This window comes from Phytobacter sp. RSE-02 (assembly GCF_040578655.1).
Classification (GTDB): domain Bacteria; phylum Pseudomonadota; class Gammaproteobacteria; order Enterobacterales; family Enterobacteriaceae; genus Phytobacter; species Phytobacter diazotrophicus.
In genome coordinates this window covers 442,985-459,120 of the sequence record NZ_JBEULY010000002.1, presented here as the reverse complement: position 1 = coordinate 459,120, position 16,136 = coordinate 442,985, and the positions used below count along the sequence as shown (strand labels likewise).

Below are 16,136 nucleotides of genomic sequence, written 5' to 3'. Positions count from 1 at the left end.
TCCTGTACAAAAATAACGGCACTATAAGCCAGAGTAGCGTTATGTTAACTGAGCTGTAGCTTCGTGGCTACGCCAGTCGTTCCGGGGGACAAAAATCCAGGTAATGAGAACGGTTAAAATTGGGTTGGCGCTGGGATCAGGGGCCGCCAGAGGCTGGTCACACATTGGTGTGATAAACGCATTGCAACACGCAGGGATCAAGATTGACGTCGTGGCGGGGTGCTCTATTGGTTCCCTTGTGGGCGCCGCGTACGCCTGCAATAAGCTCCCCAGACTGGAAGCGTGGGTACGCTCTTTCAGTTACTGGGACGTCCTCAAACTTATGGATCCGTCGTGGCGACGCGGTGGATTATTACGCGGCGAACGTGTTTTCAACCACTATCGGCAAGTCCTGCCCGAAACGCTGTTCACTGATTGTCAGTTGAAATTTGGTGCTGTAGCAACCAACCTCAGCACCGGGCGAGAGCTATGGTTTACCGAAGGCGATCTTCATCTGGCGGTGCGTGCATCGTGCAGTATGCCGGGTCTTATGTCGCCCGTTGCCCATAATGGCTATTGGCTGGTTGATGGCGCGGTGGTGAATCCGGTTCCTGTCTCCCTGACACGCGCACTGGGGGCGGATATCGTTATTGCCGTCGACCTGCAGCATGACGCGCATTTGATGCAGCAGGATTTGGTGTCGACGACGTTGATGGAAGAGGCGCAAGAAGGCGATGAGAGCGACGACTTGCGCTGGCATGAACGTCTTCGGGACAGGCTAAGTAAAATGAAGGCCCGGCGCACTGTTGTTGCACCGACGGCAATGGAAATCATGACCACCTCCATTCAGGTACTTGAGAATCGACTTAAGCGCAACCGAATGGCTGGCGATCCCCCCGATATTTTAATACAGCCAATTTGCCCGCAAATTTCGACACTTGATTTTCATCGGGCAGAGGCGGCAATCGCTGCGGGGCAACTTGCTGTTGAAAAGAAAATCGATGAACTACTACCGTTGGTAAGGACAATAGACTAAGTATGTTTTTTTTATTCGAGTTCAGCAAATTCTGACAGGCGATTATTGATAGATCATGCCACTATTTATTTATCGTCGGGCAGGGGAGATAAGATGACGCAGCCGTTAGCAGGAAAACAGATACTGATCGTTGAAGACGAACCCGTCTTCCGCTCGCTGCTGGATTCCTGGCTCTCATCTCTGGGAGCGGAAACACTGGTCGCGGATGACGGTGTCTCAGCGCTCGAACAACTGGACAGGGCTTCCCCTGATCTCATGATTTGCGACATCGCCATGCCGAGAATGAATGGCCTTAAGCTTGTCGAACATTTGCGCAATAAAGGCGATCAAATGCCGGTGCTCGTCATTTCTGCAACCGATAACATGGCAGATATTGCGAAGGCGCTGCGTTTAGGGGTGCAAGACGTTTTACTTAAGCCGGTTAAAGATCTTAATCGTCTAAAAGAGACCGTGTTCGCCTGTCTCTATCCCAATATGTTTAATTCGCGTGTCGAAGAAGAAGAACGTTTGTTCCAGGATTGGGATGCTCTGGTTGAAAATCCCCAGGCTGCCGCCAAACTTTTACAGGAATTACAGCCGCCGGTTCAGCAGAAGATGTCCGGTTGCCGGGTTAATTACCGCCAGCTAGTGTCTGCCGATCAACCGGGCCTGGTGCTTGATATTGCGCCAATATCGTCACACGACTTGGCTTTTTATTGCCTTGATGTGACACGCGCAGGCAATAATGGTGTTCTGGCAGCATTATTACTGCGTGCATTGTTCAACGGCTTACTTCAGGAACAATTGTCACATCAGCATCAAAAACTCCCCGAAATGGGCAGCTTGCTTAAGCAGGTAAACCAGTTACTGCGCCAGGCAAATTTGCCCGGACAGTTTCCTCTGCTGGTTGGGTATTATCACAGCGAATTAAAGAACCTTATTTTAGTGTCGGCAGGCCTTAATGCGACATTAAATACTGGCGAACACCAAATTCAAATCAGTAACGGCGTACCGTTGGGTACTTTAGGAAATACGTATCTGAACCAATTGAGTCAGCGGTGCGATGCCTGGCAATGTCAGGTATGGGGGGCCGGTGGCCGTCTGCGTTTAATGTTGTCTGCGGAATGAGCAATCGCAACGTATTGCGCAGATAGCTTTACCTCCTTTTTAAAGCGAGTGGTACTATCGCCACAGTTTTGCGTATTAATCCTAATTAAACGTTATAGCGTCCTTTTCAGACCAGGTCATTACGATGGTACTGATATACTCAGATGCGAATTAATTCATGAACATGCTCAAAGCGTGAACAGACCAGGAGATTTTCAATGGCTGCCATAAATTCGAGAGTGACTAAAGCAGTTATCCCGGTTGCGGGATTGGGAACCAGGATGCTGCCGGCGACAAAGGCGATTCCTAAAGAAATGTTACCGTTGGTTGATAAGCCATTAATTCAGTATGTCGTGAATGAGTGTATCGCTGCGGGTATTACCGAAATTGTTCTGGTTACGCATTCGTCGAAAAATTCTATCGAAAACCATTTCGATACCAGCTTTGAGCTTGAAGCCATGCTGGAAAAACGCGTGAAGCGTCAATTGCTGGAAGAAGTTCAGGCTATTTGCCCGCCGCACGTCACCATTATGCAGGTCCGTCAGGGGCTAGCTAAGGGGCTTGGACACGCGGTGCTGTGTGCGCATCCGGTTGTAGGAAATGAACCGGTGGCGGTTATTCTTCCTGACGTTATTCTGGACGAATTCGAATCCGATCTTTCCCAGGATAACCTGGCGGAAATGATCAAGCGTTTCGACGAAACCGGAGCCAGCCAGATTATGGTTGAGCCGGTTGCCGATGTGACTGCATACGGTGTTGTTGACTGTAAAGGCGCTGAACTCAAACCGGGTGACAGCGTACCGATGGTCGGTGTGGTTGAAAAACCGAAAGCGAATGTCGCGCCGTCTAATCTCGCTGTTGTAGGCCGTTACGTCCTCAGCGAAGAGATTTGGCCGCTGCTGGCGAAAACGCCTCCGGGAGCAGGTGATGAGATTCAGCTGACCGACGCCATCGATATGCTTATCGAGAAAGAGACCGTCGAAGCTTATCACATGAAAGGCAAAAGCCATGACTGCGGTAATAAGCTGGGTTATATGCAGGCTTTCGTAGAATATGGTATTCGCCATAATGTACTTGGCGAAGAATTTAAAGCCTGGCTGGAAGACGTTGTCGGTGTCGCTAAAGCGTAACCTGATTTAGTCCCAGGGAATAAAGCCGGATTGATGATTATCACTCCGGCTTTTTTATTGCATGCAGACACCTTTGGAGTGACTGACCAGGAGCCAGAAGAAATCTTTGTACGCAGTGGGAATATCGATACGGGAACGTTGGTGAGCAAATAGTATCAGCAATGCACGTTTATCTTCATCGCTACGGAATATTGCTCAGCAACAATGGCTAAAAAAACGGTCAAAAAAAATCCCGCCATCGGCGGGATTCTTCATAAAGGCTTAGGATTATTCCTGGATGAGGAAATCTTCCAATTGTTTACCTTGTTCGTCCATCGCTTTTTTGATTACTGCTGGGGTACGGCCCTGGCCAGTCCAGGTTTTAGTTTCACCGTTTTCGTCAACGTAGCTATATTTAGCCGGACGTGCAGCGCGTTTAGCTTTAGTTCCGGTTTTAGCTGCGACCATGCTGTTCAGCAGTTCATTCGGATCAATACCATCAGCAATCAGCATTTCACGATATTGTTGCAGTTTACGAGTACGTTCTTCGATCTCAGCAGCTGCAGCGCTTTCTTCTTCACGACGCTCGTTAACTACCACTTCTAATTTTTCCAGCATTTCTTCGAGCGTTTCCAGAGTGCATTCTCTTGCCTGCGCACGAAGAGTACGGATGTTGTTCAGAATTTTAAGTGCTTCGCTCATTGTAGTAATCTCAAACTTATATTGGGGTGGTTTGTTGAGCTAATAATAGAGCGTTAATTTGAGTAGTGCAATAGGTGAGAATGTAAGGAATTCAAATTTCCTCTTTATTTACCACATTTTTAAAAAACGCTAACTTAAATTTTTCTTGAAGAACCGCACAAAAAAGCCATATAGAAAGCATTATCACCCGAACGGCTCAGGTGTTTAATCAGCGCTTTTAACTGATTAATCTCATACGAATTATAGTTTCGATGGATAAATATCAACCTTTTTTATTAGGGTTCACAACAGCGTCGTTTTGCATAAAACATTAATAATTTCTTGAGCCTGGCGCTGAAATTTCTTGTTTTTTATGCCCAGAAAAGGCGCGGTGCGCTTATTGTCTGTTTCTTTGTCAGCAACAGCTTACGAGAGAAAAATAGCGTGAAGTATATCGTTGAAATCATGTCCGCAACGTAAGTAAAGTGTACGCCCGGCATTCCAGGTGGCATGTTAAAATATGATACAATCCTGCCGAGGAATATCACACTTTGATTGGGGTCTTGCGGGCAATGGCGCAACTTTATTTCTACTACTCAGCGATGAATGCCGGAAAATCCACGGCTTTACTGCAGTCTTCCTACAATTATCAGGAACGTGGCATGCGGACGCTGGTCTATACCGCGGAAATTGATGACCGCTTTGGGGCAGGGAAGGTAAGTTCACGTATTGGCTTATCGTCGCCGGCGCGTCTTTTTAACCAAAATACATCCCTTAAAGATGAAATTAATGCTGAGCACCAGCGCGAACCTATCCACTGCGTTTTAGTTGATGAAAGTCAATTTCTAACCCGCCAGCAGGTATATCAGTTGTCTGACGTTGTCGATGAACTTGATATTCCCGTGCTCTGTTATGGATTAAGAACCGATTTCCGTGGCGAGTTGTTTATCGGTAGCCAATATCTTCTGGCGTGGTCAGATAAACTGGTTGAACTAAAAACGATCTGTTTCTGCGGACGTAAAGCCAGCATGGTGCTACGCCTTGATCAGGCGGGTCGGCCATATAATGAGGGTGAGCAAGTCGTTATTGGCGGTAATGAGCGCTATGTGTCCGTTTGCCGTAAACATTATAAAGAGGCTCTCACAGAAGGCTCTCTGTCCGCTATTCAGGCGCGAGTAAGAGGATAGTTCAACTGTAGCTACGTGCGCTGCTGATTGATTACGGGCTCAAAAACAACGCTTAAAAGCCTCAGGATTTGCGCCCGGGATAATAAGAACGTCGTGTAGTGCATATCACCTTTATGCGGCGCTAACCGCTTCTACAGCGATATCAGGGCACACGGTCTGGTGGTTGGATACTCAGTGTGCCTCTCCGCATTCCCTTCGTTTATCCCCGCCACCTGTCTGCTCAGACGTATCTATGCGTATGAAAATACTCGCATAGCCAATATCAGCCAGCCAGTGACGTCTGTGGGATGTTTACGCTTACGGCTGTGGACTTAAGTCGATTCGACAGAAATAGTCTGCTGGTAGCAGAAGAATGAGGCGGATTCAGCGCGGTTAGAGATTACATCAAGGTATGTTGAAAATATAAAAAAGCCCCATCAAAAAATTGATAGGGCTTTTGTCGTTTACCTGCCGGAAAGTTCAACCGGTCATCTTGCTTTACTGACAGGTGTTACCCATCAGGCAGGTTATCGTAGCCAGGACAATTAAGCGGTTTTCTTCGCTTTTTTGTCTGCTTTATCCGCTTTTACTGCTTCGGCTTTCACTTCTGATGGCGCGCCTTCTTTGAACTCACGTCCGTAGTAGGTGTCCAGCAGGATTTGTTTCAGCTCAGAGATCAGCGGGTAACGTGGGTTAGCACCGGTACACTGGTCATCGAACGCATCTTCGGACAGTTTGTCAACGTGAGCAAGGAAGTCAGCTTCCTGAACGCCTGCTTCACGGATTGACTTAGGAATGCCCAGTTCAGCTTTGATGGTTTCCAGCCATGCCAGCAGTTTCTCAATTTTCGCAGCAGTGCGGTCACCAACAGAAGTCAGACCCAGATGGTCAGCGATTTCTGCATAACGACGACGAGCCTGCGGACGGTCGTATTGGCTGAATGCAGTCTGTTTAGTCGGGTTGTCATTCGCGTTATAGCGGATAACGTTGGAGATCAACAGGGCGTTCGCCAGACCGTGCGGAATATGGAACTGTGAACCCAGTTTATGCGCCATGGAGTGGCACACACCCAGGAAGGCGTTTGCAAACGCGATACCCGCGATGGTAGCAGCACTGTGTACACGCTCACGTGCAATCGGGTTTTTAGAACCTTCATGGTAAGACGCTGGCAGGTTTTCTTTCAGCAGTTTCAGAGCCTGCAAAGCCTGACCATCGGAGAACTCAGACGCCAGTACAGAAACGTAAGCTTCCAGCGCGTGGGTTACTGCATCCAGACCACCGAATGCACACAGTGATTTCGGCATGTCCATGACCAGGTTTGCGTCAACAACCGCCATATCCGGGGTCAGAGCATAGTCTGCCAGCGGATATTTCTGGCCAGTGGCATCGTCAGTTACAACTGCGAACGGCGTCACTTCTGAACCTGTACCGGAAGTGGTGGTGATAGCAACCATTTTCGCTTTCACACCCATTTTCGGGAACTTGTAGATACGTTTACGGATATCCATAAAGCGCAGCGCCAGTTCTTCGAAGTGAGTTTCCGGATGTTCGTACATGACCCACATGATTTTCGCGGCATCCATCGGGGAACCACCACCCAGCGCGATGATCACGTCAGGTTTGAAGGAGTTCGCCAGCTCTGCGCCTTTACGTACGATAGTCAGTGTCGGGTCAGCTTCAACTTCGAAGAAGACTTCTGTTTCTACGCCAGCCGCTTTCAGAACAGAGGTGATCTGGTCTGCATAACCGTTGTTGAACAGGAAGCGGTCAGTCACGATCAGCGCGCGTTTGTGACCATCAGTAATCACTTCATCCAGCGCGATTGGCAGAGAGCCACGGCGGAAGTAGATAGATTTCGGAAGTTTATGCCACAACATGTTTTCAGCTCGCTTAGCAACGGTTTTCTTGTTGATCAGGTGTTTCGGACCAACGTTTTCAGAGATGGAGTTACCACCCCATGAACCACAACCCAGAGTCAGGGAAGGTGCGAGTTTGAAGTTATAAAGGTCACCGATACCACCCTGAGAGGCCGGGGTGTTGATCAGGATACGTGCGGTTTTCATTTCCGCGCCGAATTTCTGCACGCGAGCCGGCTGGTTATCCTGGTCGGTGTACAGGCAAGAGGTGTGACCGATACCGCCCATGGCAACCAGTTTCTCTGCTTTTACTACCGCATCGTCGAAATCTTTCGCACGGTACATCGCCAGAGTCGGAGACAGTTTTTCGTGAGCGAACGGCTCGCTTTCGTCAACAACAGTCACTTCACCGATCAAAATTTTGGTCGTTGCAGGAACAGTGAAACCTGCCAGTTCAGCAATTTTGTATGCCGGTTGGCCAACGATGGCGGCATTCAGCGCGCCATTTTTCAGGATAATGTCCTGAACGGCTTTCAACTCTTTACCCTGCAGCAGGTAGCCGCCGTGGGTAGCAAAACGTTCGCGAACAGCGTCGTAAACAGAATCAACAACCACTACTGACTGTTCGGAAGCACAGATAACACCGTTGTCGAAGGTTTTAGACATCAGAACAGAAGCGACAGCACGTTTGATATCAGCGGTTTCGTCGATAACAACAGGTGTGTTGCCTGCGCCTACGCCGATAGCTGGTTTACCGGAGCTGTATGCTGCTTTCACCATGCCCGGGCCGCCAGTTGCGAGGATCAGGTTGATGTCAGGGTGATGCATTAATGCGTTAGACAGTTCAACAGAAGGTTGGTCAATCCAGCCAATCAGATCTTTTGGTGCGCCCGCAGCGATAGCCGCCTGCAGAACGATATCAGCCGCTTTGTTTGTTGCATCTTTAGCGCGCGGATGTGGAGAGAAAATGATGGCGTTACGAGTCTTCAGGCTAATCAGCGACTTGAAGATTGCCGTAGAAGTTGGGTTAGTTGTTGGAACGATACCGCAGATGATACCGATAGGTTCAGCGATGGTGATGGTACCAAAAGTGTCATCTTCCTCAAGGACACCGCAGGTCTTCTCATCTTTATAAGCGTTGTAGATATATTCAGAAGCAAAGTGGTTTTTGATCACTTTATCTTCGACGATACCCATGCCGGATTCGGCAACGGCCATTTTAGCGAGAGGGATACGGGCATCAGCGGCAGCCAGAGCGGCGGCGCGGAAGATCTTGTCAACTTGCTCTTGAGTAAAGTTGGCATATTCACGCTGGGCTTTCTTCACGCGTTCAACGAGTGCGTTAAGTTCAGCGACATTAGTAACAGCCATAATGCTCTCCTGATAATGTTAAACTCTTTTAGTAAACCAGCTGTCCGAAACGACAGTATAGACAGACCGGGTGCAGGTTGCGTAAATTACAGAAAAACAAGTAGTTAGCGCCTTGCCCAACCTAACTGATTTACTGAAAGAGCCTCAACGAAACATCATTCAAACTGATGGTTCTACTCCCTGACGACGTCTCCAAGAGTACTCACTTCTGAGTACCGATTACGTGATCTAAATCAAGTTACAGCAAAGCTGACACCTTTCAGCAGGCTGTTTTTGGGCGTTTGTATCAAATGTTAATGATAAAAGGGCGGCGCCAACTAACATTATCATAATTAGTACAAATGCATAACATGCCGGGATGTAAGGAAGATGACAGGATTTATGGTGAGTTGTGCTGCAAATAATCGTATATTTAGCAGGGTCTTATTGTTTCTATACTTTCTTCTTTGCCTTGCACTGCTGCGGAGCACTCTGTGACTCAAACACTGTTTGACTTTCCAACCTGGTCTAAGTTTTTCATCGGCCTGTTCGCACTGGTAAATCCCATCGGTATTATTCCAGTCTTTATTAGTATGACCAGTTATCAAACGGCTGGGGCGAGGAACAAAACTAATCTCACCGCTAACCTTTCCGTTGCCATCATTCTCTGGACGTCGCTTTTTCTGGGGGACGGGATTCTTCAGTTATTTGGTATTTCGATTGACTCGTTTCGTATTGCGGGGGGGATCCTGGTGGTAACCATAGCGATGTCGATGATCAGCGGCAAACTGGGTGAGGACAAACAAAACAAGCAAGAGAAATCAGAAACGGCGATCAGAGAGAGTATCGGTGTTGTGCCGCTGGCTTTACCTTTAATGGCAGGGCCGGGGGCTATCAGCTCGACTATTGTCTGGGGTACGCGTTACCACAGCGTGGAGTACCTCGCGGGATTTTCAGTGGCAATAGCCCTTTTTGCTTTTTGTTCCTGGGGCGTGTTCCGCATCGCACCCTGGCTGGTGCGCCTGCTTGGGCAGACCGGGATTAACGTGATTACCCGTATCATGGGTTTATTGCTGATGGCACTCGGTATTGAATTTATCGTTGCAGGCGTTAAAGGGATATTCCCGGGTTTACTACACTGACTTGCTTCCTGGCGAAACAATGCTGCGCAGGGCGTTGGAAACGCAGCATTATCAGCAAATCATATAACTAAAGTCAGAAAAAACCATAAATATAATAAATCAACATGATTTAAATAAATTCTTTTATTTCAGTGTTTTACATTTCGTTACATTGCTAAATGGCGAGAAATTAATCCAACAACACTGTTATTTCCCTCACACGATACTCTGGGGCTTGCTGTCAGATAATTGAAATGATATTAGTAATTTCGTCGCTCAGACAGACAAATGTGCTAGATAATAATCGAATGTTGATTTTTTGTGCAAAAAAACGCGCAATCGTACTGCGAATGTAACAACACCGATGAATTACTATCTATCTGTATGATTGAAAAGACTAATTTTTTACCAGGGCACGGCTGCGCGTTCTTACAACGCGGATGAAAGCGCGAATAAAAGAGAATTAGTTAACAAATTTGCAAATTGTATTGGCGGCGTAATGGGCCATTTGGTACTTTCCGGCCCTATATTTGTTTTAAGAATCTACGCAGATGAGAATTATTTTCAAATACAAATCTCGTCCTGCAAAAGTAACAGGCGTCTCGACAGGGGAGACGTATAACGATATCGACGTAAGGGCGCCATCCGAGCGGCTCGTAAAAAATAAAGTCGGTGATAGCAAGCAGTAAAACGATGCCTGACAGCAGCCAAAAGCTCCTGCGCTGTACAGGCCCCCTTTAGGGGACAAAACAGGCTGGCATTAATGTCAGTAATTATAATGAGTGGAGTATCAACACAATGTCCATCATCACAAAAAAAAGTCTCGTAGCGGCGGGCGTTCTCTCCGCGCTAATTGCAGGTAACGTAGCCATGGCGGCGGATGTTCCTGCAGGCGTTCAACTGGCAGAGAAGCAAACGCTGGTTCGTAATAACGGTTCGGAAGTACAGTCTCTTGATCCGCATAAAATTGAAGGCGTGCCGGAATCAAACGTCAGCCGCGATTTGTTTGAAGGCCTGTTAGTCACAGACGTTGAAGGCCATCCGAGTGCCGGTGTCGCTGAAAAGTGGGAAAACAAAGATTTCAAAGTCTGGACCTTCCATCTGCGTAAAGATGCGAAATGGTCCGACGGTTCTCCGGTTACGGCACACGACTTCGTTTATAGCTGGCAGCGTCTGGCAGATCCAAAAACTGCATCCCCTTACGCCAGCTACCTGCAATATGGTCACATTGCGAATATCGATGACATCATTGCCGGTAAAAAACCGACCTCAGACCTGGGTGTAAAAGCGCTTGATGACAATACCTTTGAAGTCACGCTGAGCGAACCGGTTCCTTATTTCTACAAACTGCTGGTACACGCCTCCGTGTCGCCAGTTCCTAAAGCCGTTGTCGAGAAATTCGGTGATAAATGGACGCAGCCCGCGAATATCGTGACTAACGGTGCGTACAAACTGAAAGATTGGGTAGTCAACGAACGTATTGTGCTTGAGCGTAATACCAATTACTGGGATAACGCGAAAACGGTAATTAACCAGGTAACTTACCTGCCTATTTCCTCAGAAGTGACTGACGTTAACCGCTACCGCAGCGGTGAAATCGACATGACCTATAACAACATGCCGATTGAACTGTTCCAGAAACTGAAACAAGAAATTCCAAAAGAAGTCCACGTTGACCCGTACCTGTGTACTTATTATTACGAAATCAATAACCAGAAAGCGCCGTTTACTGACGTTCGTGTTCGTACCGCGCTGAAACTGGCTTTGGATCGTGACATCATCGTCAATAAAGTGAAGAACCAGGGCGATTTGCCAGCCTACAGCTACACCCCGCCATACACTGACGGTGCAAAACTGGTTGAGCCGGAATGGTTCAAGTGGTCACAAGACAAGCGTAACGCAGAAGCGAAAAAACTGCTGGCTGAAGCAGGCTACACGGCTGACAAACCGCTGACTTTCAACCTGCTGTACAACACCTCTGACCTGCATAAAAAACTGGCTATCGCGGTTGCTTCTATCTGGAAGAAAAACCTGGGCGTAGACGTCAAGCTGGAGAACCAGGAGTGGAAAACTTTCCTCGACAGCCGCCATCAGGGCACCTTTGACGTGGCGCGTGCAGGCTGGTGTGCGGACTATAACGAACCGACATCCTTCCTGAATACCATGCTGTCTGACAGCTCCAACAACACCGCGCACTATAAGAGCCCGGCCTTTGATAAGCTGATTACCGACACGCTGCAAGTCACCGACGAAGCGCAACGTACGGAGCTTTACACCAAGGCTGAACAGCAGCTCGATAAAGACTCTGCGATTGTCCCGGTGTATTACTACGTAAACGCCCGTCTGGTGAAACCGTGGGTGGGTGGTTATACCGGTAAAGACCCGATGGATAATATCTACGTTAAAAACTTGTATATTATCAAGCATTAATGGCAATGAGTGGGGCAGGGTAATCCTGCCCCACAGTGTCTTATTTCATCGCACTACAAAGGCACAGGCCAGAAGGTACGGGCAATGTTGAAATTTATCCTACGTCGCTGTCTGGAAGCGATTCCGACGCTATTTATTCTTATTACTATCTCATTCTTTATGATGCGTCTTGCGCCGGGTAGTCCTTTTACCGGTGAGCGTACGCTGCCGCCAGAAGTCATGGCGAATATCGAAGCGAAATATCATCTGAACGATCCGATTCTGACCCAGTACGCCAGCTATCTGAAACAGCTCGCGCACGGTGATTTTGGGCCGTCATTTAAATACAAAGATTACACGGTGAATGATCTGGTCGCGGCCAGCTTCCCTGTTTCTGCGAAATTAGGCGCTGCGGCGTTTTTACTGGCGGTGATTTTTGGCGTGAGTGCGGGCGTCATTGCCGCGCTGAAACAAAATACCAGATGGGACTATTCCGTGATGGGGCTGGCGATGACCGGGGTTGTGATACCGAGCTTCGTTGTCGCTCCGCTGCTGGTGATGATTTTCGCCATCACGCTTAAATGGTTACCCGCCGGGGGATGGAATGGCGGCGCGCCAAAATTCATGATCCTACCGATGGTCGCATTATCTCTGGCCTATATCGCCAGTATTGCGCGTATAACGCGTGGCTCGATGATTGAAGTGCTGCATTCAAACTTTATTCGTACCGCACGTGCGAAAGGCTTACCGATGCGCCGTATTATTTTCCGCCATGCGCTGAAACCCGCATTGTTGCCCGTGCTCTCCTATATGGGGCCCGCCTTCGTCGGTATTATCACCGGCTCAATGGTTATCGAAACGATTTACGGTTTACCCGGTATCGGCCAGTTGTTTGTGAATGGCGCATTGAACCGTGATTACTCGCTGGTATTAAGTTTGACCATACTGGTAGGGACGTTGACTATTGTATTTAACGCGATTGTCGATGTGCTGTATGCCGTTATCGATCCGAAAATTCGTTATTAACACTGGAGTACGCCATGATGTTAAGTAAAAAAAACAGCGAGGCGCTGGAAAACTTCAGTGAAAAACTGGAAGTAGAAGGTCGCAGTCTGTGGCAGGATGCACGACGTCGCTTTATGCACAACCGTGCAGCGGTCGCCAGCCTTGTCGTCTTGTTCTTTATCGCGCTTTTCGTGACCCTCGCGCCGATGCTATCGCAGTTTAGCTATTTCGATACGGACTGGGGCATGATGTCCAGTGCGCCTGATACAACCTCCGGGCACTATTTCGGGACGGATTCATCTGGTCGTGATCTCCTGGTGCGCGTAGCCATTGGTGGGCGTATTTCGCTTATGGTCGGTATTGCTGCCGCGCTGGTTGCGGTTATCCTGGGAACACTTTACGGATCACTGTCCGGTTACCTCGGCGGTAAAGTGGACTCTGTGATGATGCGTCTGCTTGAGATCCTCAACTCATTCCCATTTATGTTCTTCGTTATCCTGCTGGTGACTTTCTTCGGGCAAAACATCCTGCTCATTTTTGTCGCTATCGGTATGGTTTCCTGGCTGGATATGGCGCGTATCGTCCGTGGTCAAACGCTGAGTCTGAAACGTAAAGAGTTTATCGAAGCGGCTCAGGTAGGCGGTGTATCGACGGGCAATATTGTCATTCGCCATATCGTTCCCAACGTACTGGGCGTCGTGGTGGTGTATGCCTCGCTATTAGTGCCGAGCATGATTCTGTTCGAATCGTTCCTGAGTTTCCTTGGTTTGGGGACGCAAGAGCCGTTAAGCAGTTGGGGCGCATTGCTCAGCGATGGCGCAAACTCGATGGAAGTTTCCCCGTGGCTGCTGCTGTTTCCGGCAGGCTTCCTGGTGGTAACGTTATTCTGTTTCAACTTTATCGGCGATGGGCTGCGTGATGCTCTCGACCCGAAAGATCGTTAAGGAGTGCTGTTATGAGCAAGCATGAAACCTCATTGGCGCCACAGGCGCAGCAGCATTCGGGCATTCTTCTGGATGTTAACGATCTGCGTGTGACATTTAAAACCCCGGACGGTGACGTTACGGCGGTAAACGACCTGAACTTCAGCCTGCGTGCCGGTGAGACCCTCGGCATTGTGGGGGAATCGGGTTCGGGTAAATCTCAGACCGCATTTGCACTGATGGGCCTGCTGGCATCGAACGGGCGTATTGGTGGTTCGGCGAAATTCAATGGCAAAGAGATTCTGAACTTGCCTGAGCATGCGCTGAACAAACTGCGTGCCGAGCAGATTTCCATGATCTTCCAGGACCCGATGACCTCACTGAATCCGTATATGCGGGTCGGTGAGCAGTTAATGGAAGTGCTGATGCTTCATAAAGGCATGGGTAAGGCCGAAGCATTTGAAGAGTCGGTCAAAATGCTCGACGCCGTGAAAATGCCGGAAGCGCGTAAGCGTATGCGCATGTACCCGCATGAGTTTTCCGGCGGGATGCGCCAGCGCGTGATGATTGCTATGGCATTAATGTGCCGGCCCAAACTGCTCATTGCCGACGAACCGACTACCGCGCTGGACGTGACTGTACAGGCGCAGATCATGACGTTGCTCAATGAGCTTAAACGTGAATTCAACACTGCCATTATCATGATCACCCACGATCTCGGCGTGGTAGCGGGCATCTGTGACAAAGTGCTGGTGATGTACGCCGGGCGTACTATGGAATACGGTGTGGCGCGCGATGTGTTCTACCATCCGGCACATCCCTATTCGATCGGTCTGCTCAATGCGGTACCGCGCCTCGACGCCGAAGGTGAAGAGTTGCTGACCATCCCTGGTAACCCGCCGAACCTGCTGCGGTTGCCGAAAGGATGTCCATTCCAGCCGCGTTGCCCGCATGCGATGGAAATTTGTAACAGTGCTCCGCCGCTGGAGGAGTTTGCCCCGGGACGTTTGCGCGCTTGCTTTAAGCCGGTGGAGGAACTGGTATGAATGCCGTTACAGAAGAAAGAAAAGTACTCCTGGAAATTGCTGACCTGAAAGTCCATTTCGACATAAAAGACGGTAAGCAATGGTTCTGGCAGCCATCCAAAACACTGAAAGCGGTAGACGGCGTTACGCTGCGTCTGTATGAAGGGGAAACCCTCGGCGTAGTGGGCGAATCCGGATGTGGGAAATCGACCTTTGCCCGTGCGATTATTGGGCTTGTCAAAGCAACTGACGGCAAAGTGGCGTGGCTGGGCAAAGATTTGCTCGGGATGAAGCCTGATGAATGGCGCGACGTGCGCAGTGACATTCAGATGATTTTCCAGGACCCGCTGGCATCTCTGAATCCGCGTATGACCATTGGTGAAATCATCGCGGAACCGCTGCGTACTTATCATCCGAAAATGCCGCGTCAGGAAGTGCGTGACCGCGTCAAAGCCATGATGATGAAAGTGGGCCTGCTGCCAAACCTGATTAACCGCTACCCGCACGAATTCTCAGGCGGTCAGTGTCAGCGTATCGGCATTGCCCGTGCGCTGATCCTCGAACCGAAGCTGATTATCTGTGACGAACCGGTTTCTGCACTGGACGTGTCAATCCAGGCGCAGGTGGTCAACTTGCTGCAAAAATTGCAGCGGGAAATGGGGTTGTCGCTGATCTTTATCGCCCACGATCTCGCAGTGGTGAAGCACATCTCCGATCGCGTGCTGGTCATGTATTTGGGCCACGCGGTGGAACTGGGTACCTATGACGAGGTGTACCACAATCCGCAGCACCCTTATACCAAAGCGCTGATGTCTGCTGTGCCAATCCCGGACCCGGATCTGGAAAAGAACAAGCAGATTCAGTTGCTGGAAGGGGATTTGCCTTCACCAATCAACCCACCGTCAGGCTGCGTGTTCCGTACGCGTTGCCCGATTGCCGGACCCGAGTGCGCGCAGACCCGCCCGGTGCTGGAAGGTAGCTTCCGCCATGCGGTCTCGTGCCTTAAGGTTGACCCGCTCTAAATGAAAAAGGCTGACGAAAGTCAGCCTTTTCTTTTTACTACTCGCGCCACAGAATGTGGCACAACTTATGATCTTTCTCGCGACAGAGCAGTACGCGGGCAAAGACATCGTTGATTTCGCCGCCGTCGCTATCCGCGAGGCCAATCACCACCTCGGCGAAAAAGTCCGGGTTCAGATCGTAATCAACATGCTCTTGCCAGTCTTCGCTGGGATCAAACAATTCCGCACCGCCACGCTCTTCAAACTGAAGATTGAACAGAATGATATCTGCCGGGTCGAGATTATCCGCCGCAAGTTCGAGAAAAATATCGTAAGCCTGCTCCAGCGTTTCGTCTTCGCTCAGGCGGTTGTTCAGATCCATTTCCATA

At 49.3% G+C, this 16,136-nt stretch carries 13 protein-coding genes; 10 read left to right on the top strand and 3 right to left on the bottom strand.

Annotated elements, in window-relative coordinates:
- The first annotated feature begins 103 nt into the window (after nt 1-103).
- From rssA to galU, 3 genes are all read left to right on the top strand, one after another.
- A complete protein-coding gene (gene rssA / locus ABU190_RS05785) occupies nt 104-1,015 on the top strand; it encodes a patatin-like phospholipase RssA (RefSeq protein WP_354690677.1) in 912 nt (303 codons plus the stop codon).
- A gap of 93 nt (nt 1,016-1,108) precedes the next feature.
- The gene (gene rssB / locus ABU190_RS05780) at nt 1,109-2,122 is read left to right on the top strand and encodes a two-component system response regulator RssB (RefSeq protein WP_110294963.1); all 1,014 of its coding nucleotides are present in this window, start codon (nt 1,109-1,111) and stop codon (nt 2,120-2,122) included.
- 197 nt (nt 2,123-2,319) lie between these two features.
- Entirely contained in the window at nt 2,320-3,231 is a 912-nt protein-coding gene (galU, locus tag ABU190_RS05775) for a UTP--glucose-1-phosphate uridylyltransferase GalU (RefSeq protein ID WP_039079167.1), read from the top strand.
- Nucleotides 3,232-3,498: 267 nt separating this feature from the next.
- Here galU and hns read toward each other — a convergent pair whose 3' ends face one another.
- Nucleotides 3,499-3,912, bottom strand: coding sequence for a histone-like nucleoid-structuring protein H-NS (gene hns, locus ABU190_RS05770; protein ID WP_039079166.1), 414 nt, complete (start codon nt 3,910-3,912; stop codon nt 3,499-3,501).
- Nucleotides 3,913-4,463: 551 nt separating this feature from the next.
- Here hns and tdk point away from each other — a divergent pair.
- Complete coding sequence (gene tdk / locus ABU190_RS05765; protein WP_039079165.1) at nt 4,464-5,078, top strand: thymidine kinase; 615 nt, start codon at nt 4,464-4,466, stop codon at nt 5,076-5,078.
- A gap of 524 nt (nt 5,079-5,602) precedes the next feature.
- On the opposite strand, the gene adhE is transcribed toward tdk, so the two are convergent.
- Nucleotides 5,603-8,284 carry a bifunctional acetaldehyde-CoA/alcohol dehydrogenase gene (gene adhE / locus ABU190_RS05760; RefSeq protein WP_071194070.1) on the bottom strand — a complete coding sequence of 894 codons (2,682 nt, stop codon included), beginning with the start codon at nt 8,282-8,284 and terminating at the stop codon, nt 5,603-5,605.
- Nucleotides 8,285-8,757: 473 nt separating this feature from the next.
- Between adhE and ABU190_RS05755 the strand changes: the two genes are divergently transcribed.
- From ABU190_RS05755 to oppF, 6 genes are all read left to right on the top strand, one after another.
- Nucleotides 8,758-9,405 carry a YchE family NAAT transporter gene (locus tag ABU190_RS05755; RefSeq protein WP_039079163.1) on the top strand — a complete coding sequence of 216 codons (648 nt, stop codon included), beginning with the start codon at nt 8,758-8,760 and terminating at the stop codon, nt 9,403-9,405.
- A 777-nt stretch (nt 9,406-10,182) separates the two neighbouring features.
- Nucleotides 10,183-11,814: an oligopeptide ABC transporter substrate-binding protein OppA gene (oppA, locus tag ABU190_RS05750; protein ID WP_354690676.1), complete on the top strand. Its 1,632-nt coding sequence runs from the start codon at nt 10,183-10,185 to the stop codon at nt 11,812-11,814.
- Between the two features lie 84 nt (nt 11,815-11,898).
- Nucleotides 11,899-12,819 carry an oligopeptide ABC transporter permease OppB gene (gene oppB / locus ABU190_RS05745; RefSeq protein ID WP_039079161.1) on the top strand — a complete coding sequence of 307 codons (921 nt, stop codon included), beginning with the start codon at nt 11,899-11,901 and terminating at the stop codon, nt 12,817-12,819.
- 14 nt (nt 12,820-12,833) lie between these two features.
- Nucleotides 12,834-13,742 (top strand): oligopeptide ABC transporter permease OppC, encoded by a 909-nt coding sequence (gene oppC / locus ABU190_RS05740; protein ID WP_193796042.1) that lies wholly within the window; start codon nt 12,834-12,836, stop codon nt 13,740-13,742.
- Nucleotides 13,743-13,753: 11 nt separating this feature from the next.
- Complete coding sequence (locus tag ABU190_RS05735) at nt 13,754-14,767, top strand: ABC transporter ATP-binding protein (protein ID WP_071194071.1); 1,014 nt, start codon at nt 13,754-13,756, stop codon at nt 14,765-14,767.
- The gene (gene oppF, locus ABU190_RS05730; RefSeq protein ID WP_039079158.1) at nt 14,764-15,768 is read left to right on the top strand and encodes a murein tripeptide/oligopeptide ABC transporter ATP-binding protein OppF; all 1,005 of its coding nucleotides are present in this window, start codon (nt 14,764-14,766) and stop codon (nt 15,766-15,768) included. The genes ABU190_RS05735 and oppF overlap by 4 nt, the downstream gene beginning before the upstream one ends.
- Nucleotides 15,769-15,805: 37 nt before the next feature.
- Here the strand turns inward: oppF and ABU190_RS05725 are convergent, their stop codons facing one another.
- The gene (locus ABU190_RS05725) at nt 15,806-16,135 is read right to left on the bottom strand and encodes an HI1450 family dsDNA-mimic protein (RefSeq protein WP_039076909.1); all 330 of its coding nucleotides are present in this window, start codon (nt 16,133-16,135) and stop codon (nt 15,806-15,808) included.
- Between the last annotated feature and the right edge of the window lies 1 nt (nt 16,136).

Bases quoted from the DNA above. Each gene is read 5' to 3' on its own strand.
- ABU190_RS05735 (WP_071194071.1), top strand. From the start codon at position 13,754: ATGAGCAAGCATGAAACCTCATTGGCGCCACAGGCGCAGCAGCATTCG.
- oppA (WP_354690676.1), top strand. From the start codon at position 10,183: ATGTCCATCATCACAAAAAAAAGTCTCGTAGCGGCGGGCGTTCTCTCC.
- oppF (WP_039079158.1), top strand. From the start codon at position 14,764: ATGAATGCCGTTACAGAAGAAAGAAAAGTACTCCTGGAAATTGCTGAC.
- galU (WP_039079167.1), top strand. From the start codon at position 2,320: ATGGCTGCCATAAATTCGAGAGTGACTAAAGCAGTTATCCCGGTTGCG.
- ABU190_RS05725 (WP_039076909.1), bottom strand. From the start codon at position 16,135: ATGGAAATGGATCTGAACAACCGCCTGAGCGAAGACGAAACGCTGGAG.
- tdk (WP_039079165.1), top strand. From the start codon at position 4,464: ATGGCGCAACTTTATTTCTACTACTCAGCGATGAATGCCGGAAAATCC.
- rssB (WP_110294963.1), top strand. From the start codon at position 1,109: ATGACGCAGCCGTTAGCAGGAAAACAGATACTGATCGTTGAAGACGAA.
- oppB (WP_039079161.1), top strand. From the start codon at position 11,899: ATGTTGAAATTTATCCTACGTCGCTGTCTGGAAGCGATTCCGACGCTA.
- rssA (WP_354690677.1), top strand. From the start codon at position 104: ATGAGAACGGTTAAAATTGGGTTGGCGCTGGGATCAGGGGCCGCCAGA.
- adhE (WP_071194070.1), bottom strand. From the start codon at position 8,284: ATGGCTGTTACTAATGTCGCTGAACTTAACGCACTCGTTGAACGCGTG.
- oppC (WP_193796042.1), top strand. From the start codon at position 12,834: ATGATGTTAAGTAAAAAAAACAGCGAGGCGCTGGAAAACTTCAGTGAA.
- hns (WP_039079166.1), bottom strand. From the start codon at position 3,912: ATGAGCGAAGCACTTAAAATTCTGAACAACATCCGTACTCTTCGTGCG.